At 56.2% G+C, this 17756-nt stretch carries 15 protein-coding genes and 1 pseudogene; all 16 read left to right on the top strand.

What is annotated here, in order from left to right; all coding sequences use genetic code 11:
• The first annotated feature begins 163 nt into the window (after window positions 1–163).
• The 16 genes and pseudogenes from ACT3RW_RS16815 (at window position 164) to chvE (ending at window position 17726) form a co-directional block, all read left to right on the top strand.
• A complete protein-coding gene (locus tag ACT3RW_RS16815; protein ID WP_262198980.1) occupies window positions 164–946 on the top strand; it encodes a DeoR/GlpR family DNA-binding transcription regulator in 783 nt (260 codons plus the stop codon).
• Window positions 946–2076: a galactose-1-phosphate uridylyltransferase gene (gene galT / locus ACT3RW_RS16810; protein WP_444614549.1), complete on the top strand. Its 1131-nt coding sequence runs from the start codon at window positions 946–948 to the stop codon at window positions 2074–2076. Before ACT3RW_RS16815 ends, galT begins: the two co-directional genes overlap by 1 nt.
• Window positions 2073–3269 carry a galactokinase gene (gene galK / locus ACT3RW_RS16805; RefSeq protein ID WP_444614548.1) on the top strand — a complete coding sequence of 399 codons (1197 nt, stop codon included), beginning with the start codon at window positions 2073–2075 and terminating at the stop codon, window positions 3267–3269. The genes galT and galK overlap by 4 nt, the downstream gene beginning before the upstream one ends.
• Window positions 3266–4228 (top strand): annotated as a pseudogene (gene galE / locus ACT3RW_RS16800) (UDP-glucose 4-epimerase GalE). Before galK ends, galE begins: the two are co-directional and overlap by 4 nt.
• 62 nt (window positions 4229–4290) lie before the next feature.
• The gene (locus ACT3RW_RS16795; RefSeq protein WP_444614547.1) at window positions 4291–4611 is read left to right on the top strand and encodes a substrate-binding domain-containing protein; all 321 of its coding nucleotides are present in this window, start codon (window positions 4291–4293) and stop codon (window positions 4609–4611) included.
• Between the two features lie 52 nt (window positions 4612–4663).
• The gene (locus ACT3RW_RS16790; protein WP_444614546.1) at window positions 4664–5626 is read left to right on the top strand and encodes an ROK family protein; all 963 of its coding nucleotides are present in this window, start codon (window positions 4664–4666) and stop codon (window positions 5624–5626) included.
• 175 nt (window positions 5627–5801) lie between these two features.
• Window positions 5802–6911 (top strand): MFS transporter, encoded by a 1110-nt coding sequence (locus ACT3RW_RS16785; protein WP_444614545.1) that lies wholly within the window; start codon window positions 5802–5804, stop codon window positions 6909–6911.
• A gap of 142 nt (window positions 6912–7053) precedes the next feature.
• Window positions 7054–7659: a malonic semialdehyde reductase gene (locus tag ACT3RW_RS16780; protein WP_444614544.1), complete on the top strand. Its 606-nt coding sequence runs from the start codon at window positions 7054–7056 to the stop codon at window positions 7657–7659.
• 427 nt (window positions 7660–8086) lie between these two features.
• On the top strand, window positions 8087–9082 hold the full coding sequence (locus ACT3RW_RS16775; protein ID WP_444614543.1) for a substrate-binding domain-containing protein: 996 nt from the start codon (window positions 8087–8089) through the stop codon (window positions 9080–9082).
• 75 nt (window positions 9083–9157) lie between these two features.
• Window positions 9158–10222: an ABC transporter permease gene (locus tag ACT3RW_RS16770; RefSeq protein WP_444614542.1), complete on the top strand. Its 1065-nt coding sequence runs from the start codon at window positions 9158–9160 to the stop codon at window positions 10220–10222.
• Between the two features lie 6 nt (window positions 10223–10228).
• Window positions 10229–11092, top strand: a complete 864-nt coding sequence (locus ACT3RW_RS16765; protein WP_444614541.1) for an ATP-binding cassette domain-containing protein — start codon at window positions 10229–10231, stop codon at window positions 11090–11092.
• Between the two features lie 226 nt (window positions 11093–11318).
• Window positions 11319–12320 (top strand): LacI family DNA-binding transcriptional regulator, encoded by a 1002-nt coding sequence (locus ACT3RW_RS16760; RefSeq protein WP_444614540.1) that lies wholly within the window; start codon window positions 11319–11321, stop codon window positions 12318–12320.
• A 164-nt stretch (window positions 12321–12484) separates the two neighbouring features.
• Window positions 12485–14098, top strand: a complete 1614-nt coding sequence (locus ACT3RW_RS16755; protein ID WP_444614539.1) for a xylulokinase — start codon at window positions 12485–12487, stop codon at window positions 14096–14098.
• Between the two features lie 74 nt (window positions 14099–14172).
• Window positions 14173–14850: an L-ribulose-5-phosphate 4-epimerase gene (locus tag ACT3RW_RS16750; RefSeq protein WP_444614660.1), complete on the top strand. Its 678-nt coding sequence runs from the start codon at window positions 14173–14175 to the stop codon at window positions 14848–14850.
• 7 nt (window positions 14851–14857) lie between these two features.
• Complete coding sequence (gene araA / locus ACT3RW_RS16745) at window positions 14858–16369, top strand: L-arabinose isomerase (RefSeq protein ID WP_444614538.1); 1512 nt, start codon at window positions 14858–14860, stop codon at window positions 16367–16369.
• 184 nt (window positions 16370–16553) lie between these two features.
• Window positions 16554–17726 (top strand): multiple monosaccharide ABC transporter substrate-binding protein, encoded by a 1173-nt coding sequence (gene chvE, locus ACT3RW_RS16740; RefSeq protein ID WP_131089541.1) that lies wholly within the window; start codon window positions 16554–16556, stop codon window positions 17724–17726.
• Window positions 17727–17756 lie beyond the last annotated feature (30 nt).

Below are 17756 nucleotides of genomic sequence, written 5' to 3'. Positions count from 1 at the left end.
CTCTTTGAATGCCGATACGGGCAACGTTGTCAGGTCGTGTGCTTTAGATCATAGTAGAATGAACATAAGCAAACAACAAGACTGTTGAAATAAACATGTTTGTGTTTAGATTATGAAGAAGAATCAACACCCTCGCCGTGCGGCGAGGAAGAATGGAGCCCCCGTGAGTGAGAGCCTGCCTGGCCGTCGGCGCCAACAAATTCTTGAGCGCGTGCGCGCCGCGGGCGCAGCAAAAGTTGCGGACCTCGCTGCTGAATTTGGCGTATCCGACATGACAGTTCGCCGTGACTTGAACCAGTTGGTTAAGGACGGAGAGCTTCATAAGGTTCACGGCGGCGCCGAATTACAACAGGACTCATCAGCGGATGAACCAGGGTTCCAAAGCAAATCGCAGCTGCAACTACCGGAGAAAGCTGCCATCGCTTCGGCAGCAGCCAAACTGGTTGAACCAGGAATGTCAGTCTCACTGACTTCCGGAACCACGACCTTCGCCCTAGCTCGCGCGCTGCGCCAAATTCCGCGCATCACCGTGGTGACTAATTCGCCAAGGATTGCAGACCTTCTTCAAGACGCTCCAGTAGAAGGTCAGACCGTACTGCTCACCGGCGGCATGAGAACCGTTTCGGATGCATTGGTCGGCCCCCTTGCCACCGCAGCAATTTCTTCCTTGCACGTGGACCGCTGCTTTATGGGCGTCCATGGTTTCAGCGTTGAAGATGGTCTGAGCACTCCAAACATGATGGAAGTTGAAGTCAACCGACTCTTCCTTGAACGCAGTAACAGCAATGTGTTGTTGGCTGATCACAGCAAATGGGGGACCAAAGGTCTTTACCGTATTGCTGAACTTGCTGCCATCGACACCCTCATCACCGATGACGCTTTATCCCCTGCGGATGTGGACGCCATTACCGAGCACATTCATGATCTGAGACTGGAGAAAGCCTGATGGTAGTCAAAAACATCGAGTCCGAGACGCTCGCTGAACATTGGATAAGTCATCGCTTAGCTGACGGACGCGAGTCAGTGTTTTTTGCAGATCCCGGCAGCACGCTCCCGCAACAGATCAACGACGAACGTGAACTAGATCCGCGCGGCGAGCCCGGAGAGCTACGTTTTGACCGTTTGACCGGAGACTGGGTGGCCGTGGCGGCTCACCGCCAGTCACGCACCTACCTTCCTCCCAAGGACCAGTGCCCACTGTGCCCGAGCGTCGGGGCGCGACACAGTGAGATTCCCGCCGAGGAATTTGACGTAGTGGTCTTCGAAAACCGCTTCCCATCGCTCGGCCCTGCTCTTGGCCGGGTGCCAGCACCTGCAGCTGACGGGACGCTGCCTGAACAGCCACTGAGCGCTGTGGGGCGTTGCGAAGTGGTTGTATTCACCTCTGACCATGCCGGTTCTTTTGGCTCGCTGACCGATGATCGGGCACGCACCGTGGTGGACGCCTGGGCTCATCGAACTCGTGAGCTTTCAGCGATAGAGGGCATTGAACAAGTTTTCATCTTTGAAAATCGCGGCCAGGATATTGGCGTGACCCTGCACCATCCTCATGGCCAGATTTACGCTTATCCTTACGTGACCCCGACGGCAAAAAAGATCGCTGAACAAGCACGCGAATACTACGCACAGACGCAAAAGACGTTGCTGGGACAGATCCTTGAATCTGAAATCGAGGATGGATCGCGAATTGTTGCTCGTGGGGAACACTTCACTGTGTTTGTTCCGTATGCAGCGCGCTGGCCGTTGGAAGCTCACTTGGTTCCGCACCGCCATGTTCCAGACTTTGCGGCGTTGAATAAGGAAGAAAAAGACGAATTAGCGATCATGTACCGAGATCTGTTGCGTCGTTTTGATGGTCTCTATGACACGCCTACCCCGTACATTGCCGCCTGGCATCAGGCACCGATTAATGAAGCGGACCGGGCTGCCACCCGATTGCACCTACAGCTGACCAGCCCACGACGTGCTGCGGACAAGTTGAAGTTCTTGGCCGGCTCTGAGGCCGCCATGGGTGCATTTATCAATGACATTACGCCGGAACAGACGGCAGCAAGATTGCGAGAGGTGTCGCTTTGAGCAACAGCGAAATCCACGAACCAGCAGGACGAATCGAAAACCTGCGTCAGAAGTTCTTGAAACTTTACGGACGTCACCCGGAAGGTATCTGGCGTGCGCCGGGGCGGGTAAATCTGATCGGTGAGCACACCGACTACAACCTGGGCTATGTGCTTCCTTTTGCCATTGATAAAAATGCGTTGGTGGCGATTCGTCGCAAGGCACAGTTTGAGCATTCGGCGAACGAACTGAACCTAGCGTCAACCTACGGTGCAGATGAAGATCCCAAGGTCACCAGCGTGCCACTTGATGGGCTGACACCTCAGTCCGTTTCTGGCTGGGCCGCCTATCCAACCGCTGTGGTGTGGGCACTAAACCAGTTGGACGACGTTGAGATCTCTGGCTTTGAACTGCTGGTGGATTCCGATGTGCCAGTGGGTTCAGGGCTATCGTCCTCACACGCTTTGGAAGTCAGCACCGTCGTGGCACTGAAAGATCTGTATGATCTGGGGCTTTCACACACTCAGATGGCTCAACTAACGCAGCGGGCCGAAAACGAATTTGTTGGCGCTCCGACCGGCATCATGGACCAAAGTGCTTCGTTGATGTCTCGTGCTGAGAATGCCTTGTTCCTCGATTGCCGATCCATGGAATCTCGCGCGGTACCGTTGCCACTGGCACAGAACGACGCGGTGGTATTGGTCATCGATACCCGTGTGGAGCATTCACATGTAGATGGTGGTTATGCCGCACGTCGACGTAGTTGTGAACAAGCAGCTGAGATCTTGCGGGTCCCTTCACTGCGTGATGTGGGAACTGTTGATGAGCTACAGGTCATTGAAGATGAGCTGGTTCGTCGACGAGCAAAGCATATTGTCACCGAAAATCAGCGAGTGTTGGACACCGTGCAGGCGCTGGAAGCCGGGGATCTGCAGGCCGTTGGCAAGCTTTTGTACCAATCACACGTTTCGATGCGTGATGACTACGAGATTTCCTGCGAAGAGCTAGATACTGCCGTTGAAGCATCACTAGCAGCCGGGGCAATTGGTGCGCGGATGACCGGTGGCGGTTTTGGTGGAAGTTCCATTGCACTGATCCATCGGGAGCAGATCGAAGCGGTTAGCCAAGCGGTCCTGGAAGCATTTGCCCAGGCCGGCTTTAAAGCCCCGAATATTTTCACTGTTGTTGCAGATCAAGGAGCGGGCCGCGCATGAGTTGGTTAGTTACCGGCGGAGCTGGATACATCGGATCGCATGTAGTGCGTTCATTGGAGCAGGCTTCAATGAACCCGGTCATTGTTGATTCCATGTCCAGCGGTGTCCGCGGATTTGTTGCCAACGAGCTACCTTTTTATTCGGTCAATGTGCTGGATACCGAAAAGCTCACCGAAATCATGAAGCGCCATGACATCACCGGCGTGATCCACTTGGCCGGTTACAAGTACGCGGGCGAATCGGTAAAAAATCCGTTGCTGACTTTTGAACAAAACGTCACCGGCACCGCCAACCTACTTCGGGCTATGGAAAACGCGCGGGTGCAGAATATCGTTTTCTCTTCATCTGCGGCTGTGTATGGCACCCCATCGGTTGAGCTGGTCACCGAGGACACCGGAACCTTCCCGGAATCTCCTTATGGTCAAAGCAAGCTCATTGGTTAATGGCTGATTCGTGATCAGGCCGTGGCGACGGGGCTGAAGCACACCTCGCTGCGTTACTTCAACGTGGTGGGTTCGGGCAGCGAAGGGCTGTACGACGCCAGCCCGCACAACTTGTTCCCGCTGGTATTCAAAGCTCTCAATGAATCCAAGACACCGAAGATCTTCGGTACCGACTACGAGACCGCGGACGGCACCTGCGTGCGCGACTACGTGCACGTGGCCGATTTGGCGTTGGCGCACGTTGAGGCTGCGAAGAAGTTGGAAGCCGGCACCAAACTGGAGCCGGTCTACAACCTGGGCTCTGGCGACGGTGTTTCCGTGCGAGAAATTATGAACGCGGTGGCCAAGGTGACCGGTATTCAATTCACCGCAATAGAAGAAGCACGCCGCCCGGGCGATCCGGCGCGAATTGTTGCTGACGGACAGTTGGCCGCTCGTGACTTGGACTGGCAGATGCGCCATAGCCTCGAAGAGATGGTTCAGAGCGCCCACCGGGCCTCACAATCCCGAGCGTAAATCATCACCTAGCTGGTGATTAAAGTGGTCATGCGAGGTGCCCCCGAAAGGGGGCACCTCGCATGACCTTTGTGGTTCCGCAGTTAGTTATTGCGGGACAGTTCAAATACCGCAACTTCCCGGCCGCCCAGGGTTCCCTTGGCGCCTGGAGCCTCTGCCGAACCGAGGATCTGAGTGTGGTCGGGTTTGATGACTCGGCAGATACCCCCGCCTACTCACCTCCACTCACCACCATTCATCAAGACTTTGCCGAGGTGGGTCGGCGCAGTGTGGCAGCCATCTTGGAACAGCTACGCACCGGTGAGCAAAAGCCGGGTACCTCCATCGTTCCGACCCGATTTATTCATCGCGCCAGCACCGCGCCGGTGCGTGTGAGCAGTTGAGCACAGCACATTTGATCCCCGGATATCGCTATAGGGTCTAAGCTGGAAAATTGTGAGTCCAGCAAATCTTTCCATCGGCGTTGATATCGGTGGCACCAAAATTCTTGCAGCCCTCGTGGATGAAGCAGGAACTGTCTCCGGTCAGATCTATCGTGAGACCCCAAACCATGACGTAGCCGGCATTGAGCGTGCCCTGGCCGAGGTCATTCGGGAGCTCTCTGAAGGTAACGAAGGGTTGCCAGTGGGCATCGGTGCTGCCGGATGGATGGACCGCAAGGGACAAAACGTACTCTTTAGCCCGCACCTGTCGTGGCGCAATGAGCCAGTGCGGGACCGCTTGATGCAATTAGTGGGTCACGAAATCACCCTCGTTAACGATGCTGACGCCGCTGGCTGGGCCGAGCACCGTTTTGGTGCTGGCCGCGGCGAAAGCGACATGGTGTGCCTGACTCTGGGAACCGGCATCGGCGGTGCGGTGATCCTTGGAGGCCAAATCCACCGAGGTAAGTCGGGCATTGCCGGCGAATTTGGCCATCAGGTGATAGTTCCCGGCGGTCATCGCTGCGCTTGCGGTAACCGAGGATGCTGGGAACAGTACGCTTCAGGCAACGCGCTAGGCCGCGAAGGAGCCGAGCTGGTGCGCAGTAAGTCGCCGGTGGCCTTCCGCCTGCGCGAAGCGGTGGGCGATAACCCGGAGGCCGTCACCGGCGCCGCGGTTACTCGCCTGGCTGCGGAAGGTGATCCTGCCTGCAGCGACCTGATTACAGATATGGGGGAATGGCTGGGCTTGGGTATTTCCAACCTGGCTTCCGTATTGGATCCTGGAACCATTGTTATCGGTGGTGGCTTAGGTACTGCCTCTAAGCAGCTGGTTGCCACGGCCGAAGAAACCTACCGCCGTTCGCTTTCCGGTAGGGGATACCGCCCCTTTGCAAAGATCAAACAAGCCGAATTGGGCCCTGCAGCGGGCCTGATCGGAGCCGCTGACCTAGCTCGGTTTAATCAGCAACAATAGTGAAAACATTGACAGGACATTAGGTCTTATCTAGGCTCATGTTGTTAGGCAACATGAGAGCGAGGTATTGGCGTGATGCGGCCTGCTTTGCCAAACCGAGCTCGGGGTTGGTCCTTACCTTTGGTCTTGGTGACCTATGCGGTCGCCATGTGTGGCACCACTATGCCCACCGCGCTTGTATCCAACCCTGCAAGATGAATACGGTCTGAGCACCGCTGCCTCAACTCAACTCTTTGCTATTTATGCCGTTGTCGTGCTCGCCGTACTGTGTGTCTTTGGTTCATTATCCGATGCCATAGGCCGCAAACCGGTCATGATTTTTGGGCTGCTGGCCTCGGCTGCGAGCGGGATTCTTTATGCCACGGCCACCGATGCGCCCATGCTTTTTATTGCCCGTATCCTCTCCGGTATCTGTGCCGGATTGGTGACCGGTACTGCCACCGCATATCTGACTGACTTGGTTGCTAGCTCGGCGCGAGGCGCAAGTATTTCCAGAGTGGCCAATACGGTGGGGCTTGACAGCGGCTCGGCGCTGGCCGCCTTTTTAACCTACTTTTTCCCCGCAGTTCCGATGATCGCCTTTAGCGTTCATGCGGTGCTTTCTGGGTTGTGCATCATTGCCCTGAGCGTGATTCCCGACAGCGTAGTGCACCGATCAAACCGGTTGAAGCTCACCCTTCCGTTGGTGCCTCGCTTCGCGTTACGTGGTTACTGTGTGGGCGGATTGATGACCCTAGGCTTCGCGGTGATGGGTGGTTGCACCGCAATAACATCCATCCTGGTGGTCCGCGCCTTTGGCATTGCGGACCTGCGGTTATTGGGCTTGATTGGTTCGTTGATTTTTGTCGCCACCACGACGGGTCAGAAAATTGGTGGGAAGCTAGTGACCCAGAAAGTTCATTTCGGCTTTGCTGGGCTGGCCGTTGGCACGGTACTCATTGCGCTGGCGCCGAGAGCCGATGGGCATCTAGGCGTTGGCATCTATCTGCTTGGTCTCTCGGTTGCTGGCTTCAGTCACGGGGCGTTGTTCCCGGTTGGGTTATCCATTGTTTTGCGGCGTATTGAATTGCGCCACCGTGCTAGCGCTAGTTCGGCCTTCTGGGTGCTCGGTTACGCACTGACTGCGTTGGGCGCTTTAGGGCTTGGCTGGGTTGGTCAGCTCAGCGGTGAATCAATGGCGGTGACGTACTTTGGTGTGTTTATCGCGCTGTGCTCGATTGCCTGCGCGCTTGTGCACCGCCGTCTAGTTCGTTCAGGACAGACGCCGGTTTCACCCTCACCGTAGGGCGCGGGACCCTATGCGTGTTGCAAAACACAATGGTTCGCGGAATGAGCGATCAGTTCAGCTGGTTGTGCACGGTAGACAAGATCCTCTGTCCGGTACCGGCGAATTACCCGGCGCGCGGGCCGAACCGAAAGGCAATCTCATGACTGTTACATCCCAGAGAAACCAGGTCGACTCAGCGACGATCAACGCCATCTTTGGCGAAGCCCGCACCGCAAACGCATTCACCGGTGAAGTCACCGAAGCTCAGGCGCAGGAGATCTACGAACTGGCAAAGTTCGGCCCAACCGCTTTCAATTCCCAGCCACTTCGCGTGACCTACGTACGTTCGCCTGAAGCGCGCGCCACCTTGGTTGATGCCATGGCTCACGGTAACCAGGCCAAGACCGCTGCCGCTCCACTGGTAGCAATCCTCAGCTACGACACCGCATGGCACGAACAGTGGGACAACTTCCTGCCAGGTTACAACGCTCCTAAGGCCATGTACGACGCAGACGCTGACTTCACCGCAGCTACCGGCAACAACAACGCTCACCTGCAGGCAGGCTACTTCTTGCTGGCCGCACGTAGCCTTGGCTTCGCAGTAGGCCCTATGACCGGTGCTGACTTCTCGGCTATCGATGCTTCCTTCTTCCCAGAAGGTGACCAGAAGAGCTTCTTGGTAGTCAACATTGGTCAGCCAGCCGAGGACGAAATCGGTGCACCAAAGGCCCGCTTTGGCTACGAAAACGTAGTTCGCACCGTTTAAGTACATCTCGCACTGAGCAAGCAAAGCATGCAAAGCCCGGAAATCACGCTTGGTGGGTTCCGGGCTTTTGCATGCCAACGCGAGCTACGGGTCCCAGCGTTGAGAACCAGCGCCCGGACAGAGAACTGCTCAAGATTAGTCGCTTGCGGTACGAGCTTGCTTTAATGGTCGTTGTGCCATGATGCCTTCGGAATGACACGAACTCTGTTCAAACTCATGAGCGGACTTTGCCGATGGCGGTCAAAGTCTGTGCATGGAGAAGGGCCACGCGTTCTAAAAGTATCCTTAGACGTGACTGGAACCCAACGGATTCGACTCGCTCAGACGCTTGAGACATCTTGTGATTCGATGACGAAAAACTTGATAAGGCGGTCTTGCTCCGTGTAACCAAACGAGAGCGCCGGCGATTCCTGAAGGGGAGCAGAAAATGCAAAAGCCTACTTGGCGCAAACTTGCGATCATGTTTGCCATCGTTCCAGCGCTTGGATTGACTGCGTGCTCTGCGACCGGCGGCCGCGTTCCACCGTCTGAAGCTAATGCGAGTGGCGGAACAGTAGTGAGCACGGACCGGATCAAAGTTGCAGTCATCACCCATTCAGCTGCGGGAGACACCTTCTGGGATATCGTCCGCAAGGGTGCTGAAGAAGCTGCCGCTAAGGACAACGTAGAGCTTCAGTACCTATCGGACCCTGATGGTGGACGCCAGTCTCAGCTCATTGAACAGGCAGTTGATCAAGGCGTTGACGGCATTGCAGTGACGCTGGCTAAACCCGATGCCATGACCGCAGCGATGAAAAAGGCCACCAAGGCCGGGATTCCCATTGTGAGCATGAACGCAGGGGAAAATCGGTTTAAGGCCTTGGGTGCTTTTGCTCATTTTGGATCTGATGATCAACTGGCCGGACAGGCCACTGGTGAAAAGCTGAAGGAATCAGGGTTCAAAAAGCCGATCTGCGTTATCCAAGAACAGGGCAATGTCGGTCTTGAATCGCGGTGCGCCGGTGTTAAGAAGGTTATTCCGGATACCGAGGTGCTCTACGTGCAGGGAACCGACATGACCCAGGTTGAGTCCACGGCGACGGCAAAACTACAAGCAGACCAACAAGCCGATGCCATCATCGGTCTGGGTGCGCCGGTGACCATGACGCTGCTCAAAGCCAAGGCCACAACAAACTCAAAAGTAGACATAGTCTCTTTCGACATGAACTCGCAGCTTGTTCAAGAGATCATTGCCGGCAAAGTACTGTTCACGGTGGATCAGCAACCCTGGCTGCAAGGCTATATGGCGGTTGATGCGCTATGGCAGAACTATCGTGGTGGGTTCACCATTGGTGGAGGCCAGGCAACTTTGACTGGTCCGGCTATCATCGATAAGGCTGCGGCCGAAAAGATCACTACTTTCGCTCAAGAAGGCGTCCGCTAGCCACATCCTTGCATGCGCAGCACCCTTAGTCAGCAGTGGTGGTCATGCGCATAGTTAGGATACGGAGGAAATCTCATGTCATCAGTAACTGCCTCGCCCTCGCCCAAGAAACGAATCCCTGGACACGATGCGTCGGTAGGTAAAAAGAGCGCCGTCGCGGTTCTCTTAGGGCGTCCGGAGATCGGAGCACTCGTCGGTGCGGTAGCCCTGTTTATCTTCTTTGCCATCGTTGCACCGGTCTTTCTCGCGCCGGCCTCATTGGCCACCGTCCTGTATGGTTCGTCAACCATCGGCATCATGGCCGTGGGAGTTTCCCTGTTGATGATTGGCGGCGAGTTTGATCTATCCACCGGTGTGGCGGTGATTTCCTCGGCGTTGAGCGCTTCACTATTTTCTTGGTACTTCGGCTTCAATCTATGGGTTGGCGTCGTGCTGGCATTGATCGTTTCCTTACTTATCGGATTCATCAACGGAATCGTACTGATCAAGACAAAGCTGCCCTCCTTCATCGTGACGCTAGCCAGTTTTTTGATGCTTACGGGCCTGAACCTCGGGCTCACGCGGGCCATCGGTGGATCGGTGTCCTCACCTTCCGTTGCCGATATGGAAGGCTTTCGCAGCGCCCAGGCGGTCTTCGCCTCTTCTGTGAATATCGCGGGGATCGACGTAAAGGTCACCGTGTTCATCTGGTTAGCCATGGTGGTGATCGCCTCGTGGGTCTTACTCAGAACCAAAGTTGGCAACTGGATCTTTGCCATCGGCGGGGATGAGGACGCGGCTCGCGCCGTCGGTGTCCCTGTAGTGCGCACAAAAATTGGCCTGTTCATGTCGGTGGGATTCTGCGGTTGGATCTTGGGAATGCATAACTTATTCGCTTTCGACGCGGTGCAGTCTGGCGAAGGAATCGGCAACGAATTCCTGTACATCATCGCCGCGGTCATTGGCGGATGTTTGCTAACCGGCGGCTATGGTTCGGCCATCGGCGGGGCCATCGGCGCCTTTATCTTTGGCATGGCCAACAAGGGCATCATCTATGCCGCGTGGAACCCTGACTGGTTCAAATTTTTCCTCGGCCTCATGCTGCTACTGGCTACAGTGGTCAACATTGTGGTGAAAAAGCGTGCGGAATCGAGTAAGTAGAAATCAATGGATCAGAATCTGACAGCGCAGCCTTCGGCTGACCATCCCACTGATGACCTGCTCACGCTCAAAAGCATTGGCAAGCACTACGGCAGTGTCAGTGCACTACACGGTGTTGACATGTCCGTTGCACCCGGCAGGGTCACCTGCGTGCTCGGTGATAACGGTGCAGGCAAATCGACGCTGATCAAGATCATCGCAGGACTACACCAGCATGATGAAGGTGAGTTCATTCTGCATGGTGAGGCAGTCAAGCTCAAAAGCCCACGGGCAGCGTTAGACGCTGGAATTGCTGCTGTGTATCAAGACTTGGCGGTAGTCCCGCTGATGCCGGTTTGGCGCAACTTTTTCCTCGGCTCCGAACTGACAATCGGTAGGGGTCCCTTCAAACGGCTTGATGTGCAGAAGATGAAGGAAATCACCAAGCAGGAACTCTTTGATATGGGCATCGATTTACGCGATGTCGAACAGCCGATAGGACAGCTCTCTGGCGGCGAACGTCAGTGCGTTGCTATTGCGCGAGCAGTCTATTTTGGGGCCAAAGTCTTGATCTTAGATGAGCCGACAGCGGCTTTGGGCGTCAAACAGTCCGGTGTTGTGCTCCGCTACATTCTTCAGGCCCGCGACCGTGGTCTGGGTGTCATTTTTATTACCCACAATCCGCACCACGCGTACCCGGTGGGCGATTCCTTCTTGCTCCTGAAGCGGGGACGTTCCATCGGATACTATTCCAAGTCGGAAATCACCGTTGGTGAGTTGACCGCCCAGATGGCAGGGGGCGCTGAGCTAGCTGAGCTTGCTCACGAACTGGAGCAACTCGGCGGACACGACGAGCAATTGGCTGAAGCTGAAATGGGCATCGATCCATAGGCTGACCATCGTAAATAGGTCGAAGCATTAAGATCTGGGATGTCCTGAATATCGCTGAATATACGCAGAACAAACATATTCCCAGAATAAAATATATGTTATTTGACCTGTAGTTTCTCGGATGTTACCTAGACTGACAGTGGTCAACCAGTCGACCTTTGCGATAATGACCGTTGTGAACATTGCTCAGCCCGGTGAAGGGCGCCCAAGTAACAGGCCCCCGTCAATGGCGGATGTGGCGGCCCTGGCAGGGGTGTCGCACCAGACTGTCTCGCGCGTGCTCAACGACCACCCAAATGTCAGAGCCGGAACGCGTGATCAGGTGATGGAAGCAATCCGTCAGCTTGGATATCGTCGCAATCGTGCTGCCCGCGCACTTGCCACATCGCACTCCAGCACCATTGGCATTTTGACCATTGGTAGTGAGTTTTTCGGACCGCAATCCACCGTCCTAGCCATCGAAGCTGCTGCCCGCGCGCAAGGCTACTTCGTGACCGTGACCGCCCTGGATCGCTACGACGCCCACAGCTCAACCGAAGCTTTGAATCACTTGGTTGACCAAGGTGTGGATGGCGTGGTGATGGTTGCGCCGTTCGAAAAGGTGATTGACGCCTTGGACGATGCGGCGCTCAAAATTCCGGTGGTGGTTGTCGCAGCTCGCACCACGGTGCCCGAATCAGATCCGGCCCATTACGTCTATGTTGACCAGCGTGAAGGCGCGCGCATAGCTACTGGCCATCTCTTGGCTTTAGGTCACCGTAAAATCGCCCATGTTTCTGGACCAACCGGCTGGTATGACGCCACTGAACGCCAAATCGGCTGGCAAGAAAAAATGCTGGAAGCTCAAGCTCCGGTCATCGAAGTGCCTGCCGAATCTTGGTTGGCACCGAGCGGTTATGAGGCGGGCAAGAGGCTGGTCGATTCAGTGCGCGCTGGGGAAGTGACCGCCGTGTTTGCCGCCAATGATTATCTGGCCACGGGCATCTTGCGCGCCTTCTGGGAAGCCGGATTGGAGGTGCCAACGGACGTCTCGGTGATTGGCTTTGACGATCTGCAGATTTCTAATTTCCTCATCCCATCACTGACCACTGTTCGCCAGCCATTTAGGGACGTTGGCCACGCAGCACTCACGGAATTGCTCGAAGGTGTCACCGCCGATAAAACCCCAAAGGTGATCGCTCCAGCGCTGGTCATTCGCGCAAGCACGGCACCTCCAAAGTCTCAGTAATCGTCTTCTAGTTGCCAGTATTTTGAAATCCGGTGTTGCGCATCACAAATTGTTAGCGCTAACATTGCATCGAGGTTCTGTTCTGCTCGACGCTGTTTTTTCACGCATCGAGCAGCGGACGATGGCAATGGCGCTGCTCAACGAGCTGTGCGAACGGAGAATTCATGGCAACACAGCTCAACAGGTCAACGGCCCGAGAGATCATCAGCAACGGTCAGGCCGTGCTGGGCATCGAGTTCGGTTCAACGAACATCAAAGCCAGCCTGATATGCCCCGACCACCAGCAGCTAGCCAGCGGTAGCCACGCGTGGGAAAACCAGTACCAAAACAAAAACTGGACCTACTCCCGCGAAGCGATCATTGCCGGACTTCAAGATTGCATGGCCCAGGTGCTTACCGATGCCCAAGCGCGTCACGGGGTACGCCCAACTCAGCTTGGATCCATCGGAATATCTGCCATGATGCATGGCTACCTAGCCTTTGATTCCGAAGGTGAACTGCTTGTCGACTTCCGCACCTGGCGCAACACCTCGACCGCAGAGGCTGCCGCCAAGCTCAGCGAAGAACTGAACTTCAACATCCCTCAGCGCTGGTCCGTAGCCCACTACTTCCAAGCACTGCTTGACCACGAAGAACATGTCCCACAGGTAGCTCGCCTGAACACTCTGGCCGGGTTCGTTCACGAGCAATTGACCGGAAAATTTGTGCTTGGCGTGGGCGATTCAGCAGGAATGTTCCCCATCGACTCAGCTACCGGTAGCTACGACGCCAGCATGCTGGCCAGCTTCGACGCCCTAGCGCAACAGCAAGGTGCTACCGGTTCACTTCTTGGTCTATTGCCTCAGGTCTTGCCTGCTGGCGGCGATGCTGGATCACTCACCGAGGCCGGGGCATTACTGCTTGATCCCACCGGACAGCTCAAGCCAGGAACCGCATTGTGTCCTCCGGAAGGGGATGCCGGAACAGGCATGGTCGCCACCAATTCCGTGGCAGTGCGCACCGGCAACATCTCGGCCGGCACCTCCATTTTTGCCATGGTGGTACTCGATGCCCCATTGACCGAAGTGCACCACGAAATCGATGTAGTCGCCACCCCGGACGGAAGCTCAGTGGCCATGGTCCACTGCAACAACGGGGCCAGCGAATTTGCTGCCTGGGCCCAAGTTTTCGGACAGTTCGCCCAAGCCTTAGGACACAAGGCCGATGAGAACACGGTCTTCGAAACCCTCTTGGGTTCAGCCCTCGACGGAGCCGCAGATGGCGGCGGACTTTTGGCCTACAACAACCTATCCGGCGAACCGGTGGCGAACTTGGCAGAAGGTCGTCCAACCATTGTGCGTACACCAGACTCGACACTGAATCTGGCCAACCTCATGCGCGTTCAGGTCTACTCCATGTTTGCCACCCTCAGCCTTGGCATGCGTGTCTTGGCCGCCGAAGGAGTTGAGGTCAAACAGATGTTTGCCCACGGCGGCATCTTCCGCACCCAAGGTGTGGCCCAACGACTATTGGCAGCCGCGATCAACACCCCGGTACTGGTCGGCGAGAGTGCCGGCCACGGGGGAGCGTGGGGCATTGCAGTGCTCGCGGCTTACCGCCGCCGAGTGCTGGACGGCGTGGATTCAACTCTGCCGGAATTCTTAGATTCCGAGGTCTTTGCTGATGCGCGTTTGTCCCTGGCCGAACCGCAAGAAGCGGATCAAGCTGGCTTCGCTAGCTATCTGAATACCTATGAAGCCGGCCTAGAAATTCAACGAACCGCCATCACCGTCATCTAACTTTTGCCTCAGTTTTTGAACGAAATGAGTAATCAATGAATCAACAACTTTCCCTGGAACGCTACCCGCAATCCATGCGCGATGAAGTGCAACGGGTACGTCAGGTTGTTGCAGATCTGCACGCCGAACTCCCGCGTTATGAGCTGGTGGTGTGGACCGCGGGCAACGTCTCCCAACGAGTACGCCATCCAGAAGTGAGCGACGGCAGCCAGGACCTATTTGTCATCAAGCCTTCCGGCGTTGCCTACGATGACCTGACCGCTGAATCTATGGTGGTCTGCACCCTGGACGGTCAACTTCTTGAGGGGAAACACGCGCCGTCCTCGGACACCGCAGCGCACGCCTACACCTACGAACACATGCCTGAAGTCGGCGGAGTGGTGCACACCCACTCCACCTATGCCACCGCGTGGGCGGCCCGCGGAGAAGAGATTCCCTGCGTGCTAACCATGATGGCTGACGAGTTTGGTGGGCCCATTCCCGTCGGACCGTTTGCGATCATCGGGGACGACTCCATCGGCCGAGGCATTGTCTCCACGCTGCGCGAATCACGGAGCCCAGCGGTGCTGATGGCCAACCACGGACCCTTCACCATTGGCAAAGATGCCCGAGCGGCAGTCAAGGCAGCCGTGATGTGTGAAGAAGTGGCTCGCACAGTGCATATCGCGCAACAACTTGGGGATCCACAGCCCATCGATCCCGCACAAATTGACTCGCTCTATGAGCGCTACCAGAACGTTTACGGACAGTAAGGACATCATGACTAAGGCATATAACAACAAAGAAATCTGGTTCTTCACTGGAAGTCAGGACCTCTACGGTGAGGAAACCCTGCGCCAGGTGGCCGAGCAGTCCACCGAGGTGGCTCGCGGGTTAGATGCTTGCAGCGAGGTTCCGGCAAAGATCATCTGGAAGCCGGTACTCAAGGATTCCGAATCGATTCGTCGTGCCATGTTGGAGGCCAATTCGGATGACAAGGTGCTTGGTGTCATCACCTGGATGCACACCTTCAGCCCGGCCAAGATGTGGATCAATGGGCTTAAGGCTTTGCAGAAGCCATTGTTGCACCTGCACACCCAGGCCAATGTTGAACTGCCTTGGGATTCCATTGATTTTGACTTCATGAACCTGAACCAGGCAGCGCACGGCGACCGTGAATACGCCTACTTGGCTACCCGGTTGGGTGCAGCACGAACCACTGTGGTGGGTCACGTATCCAACCCTGCAGTTGCCCGCCGCGTGGGCACCTGGGTCCGCGGTGCAGCAGGCTTTAATGCCATGCAGAACCTGAATCTGGTCCGCTTTGGCGATAACATGCGCAACGTTGCGGTCACCGAGGGGGATAAGACTGAGGCTGAAATTCGCTTTGGTGTTTCGGTGAACACCTGGGCCGTCAACGACCTGGTTCAGGCCGTTGAGGCTGTGGCTGATTCCGAGATTGATGCACTGGTGGCCGAGTACGAACGCGAGTACGACGTTGTTGAAGAACTTCGTGCCGGCGGGGATCGCCACGAGTCGCTGCGCTACGCAGCGCGTCAGGAAATCGCACTGGAAAAATTCCTAGGCGAAGCCAATGCCATGGCGTTCACTACCAACTTTGAGGATCTCGGTGGACTGAAGCAGCTACCCGGTCTGGCAGTGCAGCGACTGATGGGCAAGGGCTACGGCTTTGGCGCCGAGGGCGACTGGAAGACCGCGGTTCTGGTCCGTGCCGCCAAGGTGATGGGCGAAGGCCTGCCCGGTGGTGCCTCGCTCATGGAGGACTACACCTACGATCTAACCGAGGGCAAAGAATTGATCCTCGGTGCTCACATGCTCGAGGTTTGCCCCTCGCTGACTACTAGCAAGCCACGTGTGGAAATCCACCCGCTGGGCATTGGCGGCCGCGAAGATCCGGTCCGCATGGTGTTCAACGCAGATGCCACCCAAGGGGCCGTGGTGGTGTCGATGGCAGATATGCGAGAGCGTTTCCGCCTCACCGCCAACGTGGTGGATGTAGTGACCCCACCGGCTGATCTACCGCACCTGCCGGTAGCCCGTGCGGTATGGAGCCCACGACCAAACTTCAACGTGTCGGCAGAGTCGTGGTTGGCTGCCGGTGGAGCGCACCATACGGTGATGTCCACCGCTGCCGGCATCGAAGCATTTGAAATTTTTGCGGAAATCGCAGGAACTGAACTGCTGGTCATTGACGAAGAAACGACACGACGAAACTTCGCTGCTCAGATTCGAGTGAACCAGAGCTACTACCGTCTGGCCCAGGGTTTCTAGTTCTTAGCTGATTTTTCAGGGTTTTTTGTGCCTTTCAGGCCCATTCTGTGGGCCTGAAAAACGCAATGAGTAAGGATTCTTAATTTATCTGCAATTAGGGCTGGCCTAACCCGCTATGTTAGCGCTAACATGGTGTGAGCCCCGTCTCACTCGCAGAGTGTGGCACATTTTCAAGGAGGAAAAGATGGCATGGAATAACTGGACCCGCAAAGCTGCGGCGACCATTGGTTCCCTCGCACTGATCGGTTCGCTGGCAGCTTGCGGCGGTAGCGGTGCAGGTGGAGGCGCAGGAGCAGGTGGCGGCGAAGAAACCAAAGCACCTGAGGACATGAAGGTCGGCGTAGCAATGCCAACCGAAACTTCCGAGCGCTGGATCGCTGACGGCAAGGCCGTCAAGTCACAGCTGGAAGCAGCGGGCTACGAAGTAGACCTGCAGTTCGCAAACGATGACATCCCTACCCAGCAGCAGCAGATCGACCAGATGATCACCAAGGGTGATGACATTCTGGTGGTGGCCTCGATTGATGGCACCGCACTGTCCACCCAGCTGCAGGCAGCAGCGGATGCGAATATCCCGATCATCTCCTACGACCGTTTGATCAACGGCACCGAAAACGTTGACTTCTACGTCACCTTCGATAACTACAAGGTGGGTGTACAGCAGGCAACCTCGCTGCTCACCGGCCTAGGCCTGTTGGACAAGGACGGCAAGAAGACCGACAAGAAGGGCCCGATGAACATCGAGCTCTTCGCCGGTTCCATCGATGACAACAACGCACACTTCTTCTGGAAGGGTGCAATGGATACGCTCAAGCCATACCTGGATGACAAGACCCTAGTGGTTAAGTCCGGTCAGACCGACATCCAGCAGGCAGCCACCTTGCGTTGGAGCCAGGAAGAGGCTCAGTCGCGCATGGAGGACTTGATCACCGCTCACTACGCCGGTGGCAAGACCAAGATCGACGGCGTGCTCTCACCATTTGATGGCATCTCGCGCGGTATCATCACCGCACTGTCCAACGCTGGTTACGGCAAGTCCATCAAGGGCGGCCTGCCAATCATCAGTGGCCAGGACGCAGAAATCGCTTCGGTAAAGCTCATTGAAGACGGCGTTCAGTACGCCACCATCTTCAAGGACACCCGCAAGCTGGCTACCCAGGCAGTGGAGGCCGTCAAGGCTTACGGTTCGGGCAACGAACCACAGGCCAACGACACCAAGAGCTACGACAACGGCAAGAAGGTCGTTCCATCCTTCCTGCTGGATTCGGACATCGTGGTTAAGGACAACATCAAGTCCTTGCTCGTTGACTCCAAGTACTACACGGCAGAAGAAGTTAAGGCCGGCCGCAGCAAGTAGTCTCCCACGCCCCGCGCTGGCCGCAACACC

This window comes from Glutamicibacter sp. AOP5-A2-18 (genome assembly GCF_052446055.1).
Lineage (GTDB): Bacteria > Actinomycetota > Actinomycetes > Actinomycetales > Micrococcaceae > Glutamicibacter.
This window is presented reverse-complemented; position numbering and strand designations above follow the sequence as displayed.

Excerpts from the sequence above, each read along its gene's own strand:
- galT (WP_444614549.1), top strand. The coding sequence starts at position 946 with ATGGTAGTCAAAAACATCGAGTCCGAGACGCTCGCTGAACATTGGATA.
- ACT3RW_RS16795 (WP_444614547.1), top strand. The coding sequence starts at position 4,291 with ATGACCTTTGTGGTTCCGCAGTTAGTTATTGCGGGACAGTTCAAATAC.
- ACT3RW_RS16780 (WP_444614544.1), top strand. The coding sequence starts at position 7,054 with ATGACTGTTACATCCCAGAGAAACCAGGTCGACTCAGCGACGATCAAC.
- ACT3RW_RS16775 (WP_444614543.1), top strand. The coding sequence starts at position 8,087 with ATGCAAAAGCCTACTTGGCGCAAACTTGCGATCATGTTTGCCATCGTT.
- ACT3RW_RS16770 (WP_444614542.1), top strand. The coding sequence starts at position 9,158 with ATGTCATCAGTAACTGCCTCGCCCTCGCCCAAGAAACGAATCCCTGGA.
- ACT3RW_RS16765 (WP_444614541.1), top strand. The coding sequence starts at position 10,229 with ATGGATCAGAATCTGACAGCGCAGCCTTCGGCTGACCATCCCACTGAT.
- ACT3RW_RS16760 (WP_444614540.1), top strand. The coding sequence starts at position 11,319 with ATGGCGGATGTGGCGGCCCTGGCAGGGGTGTCGCACCAGACTGTCTCG.
- ACT3RW_RS16755 (WP_444614539.1), top strand. The coding sequence starts at position 12,485 with ATGGCAACACAGCTCAACAGGTCAACGGCCCGAGAGATCATCAGCAAC.
- ACT3RW_RS16750 (WP_444614660.1), top strand. The coding sequence starts at position 14,173 with ATGCGCGATGAAGTGCAACGGGTACGTCAGGTTGTTGCAGATCTGCAC.
- araA (WP_444614538.1), top strand. The coding sequence starts at position 14,858 with ATGACTAAGGCATATAACAACAAAGAAATCTGGTTCTTCACTGGAAGT.
- chvE (WP_131089541.1), top strand. The coding sequence starts at position 16,554 with ATGGCATGGAATAACTGGACCCGCAAAGCTGCGGCGACCATTGGTTCC.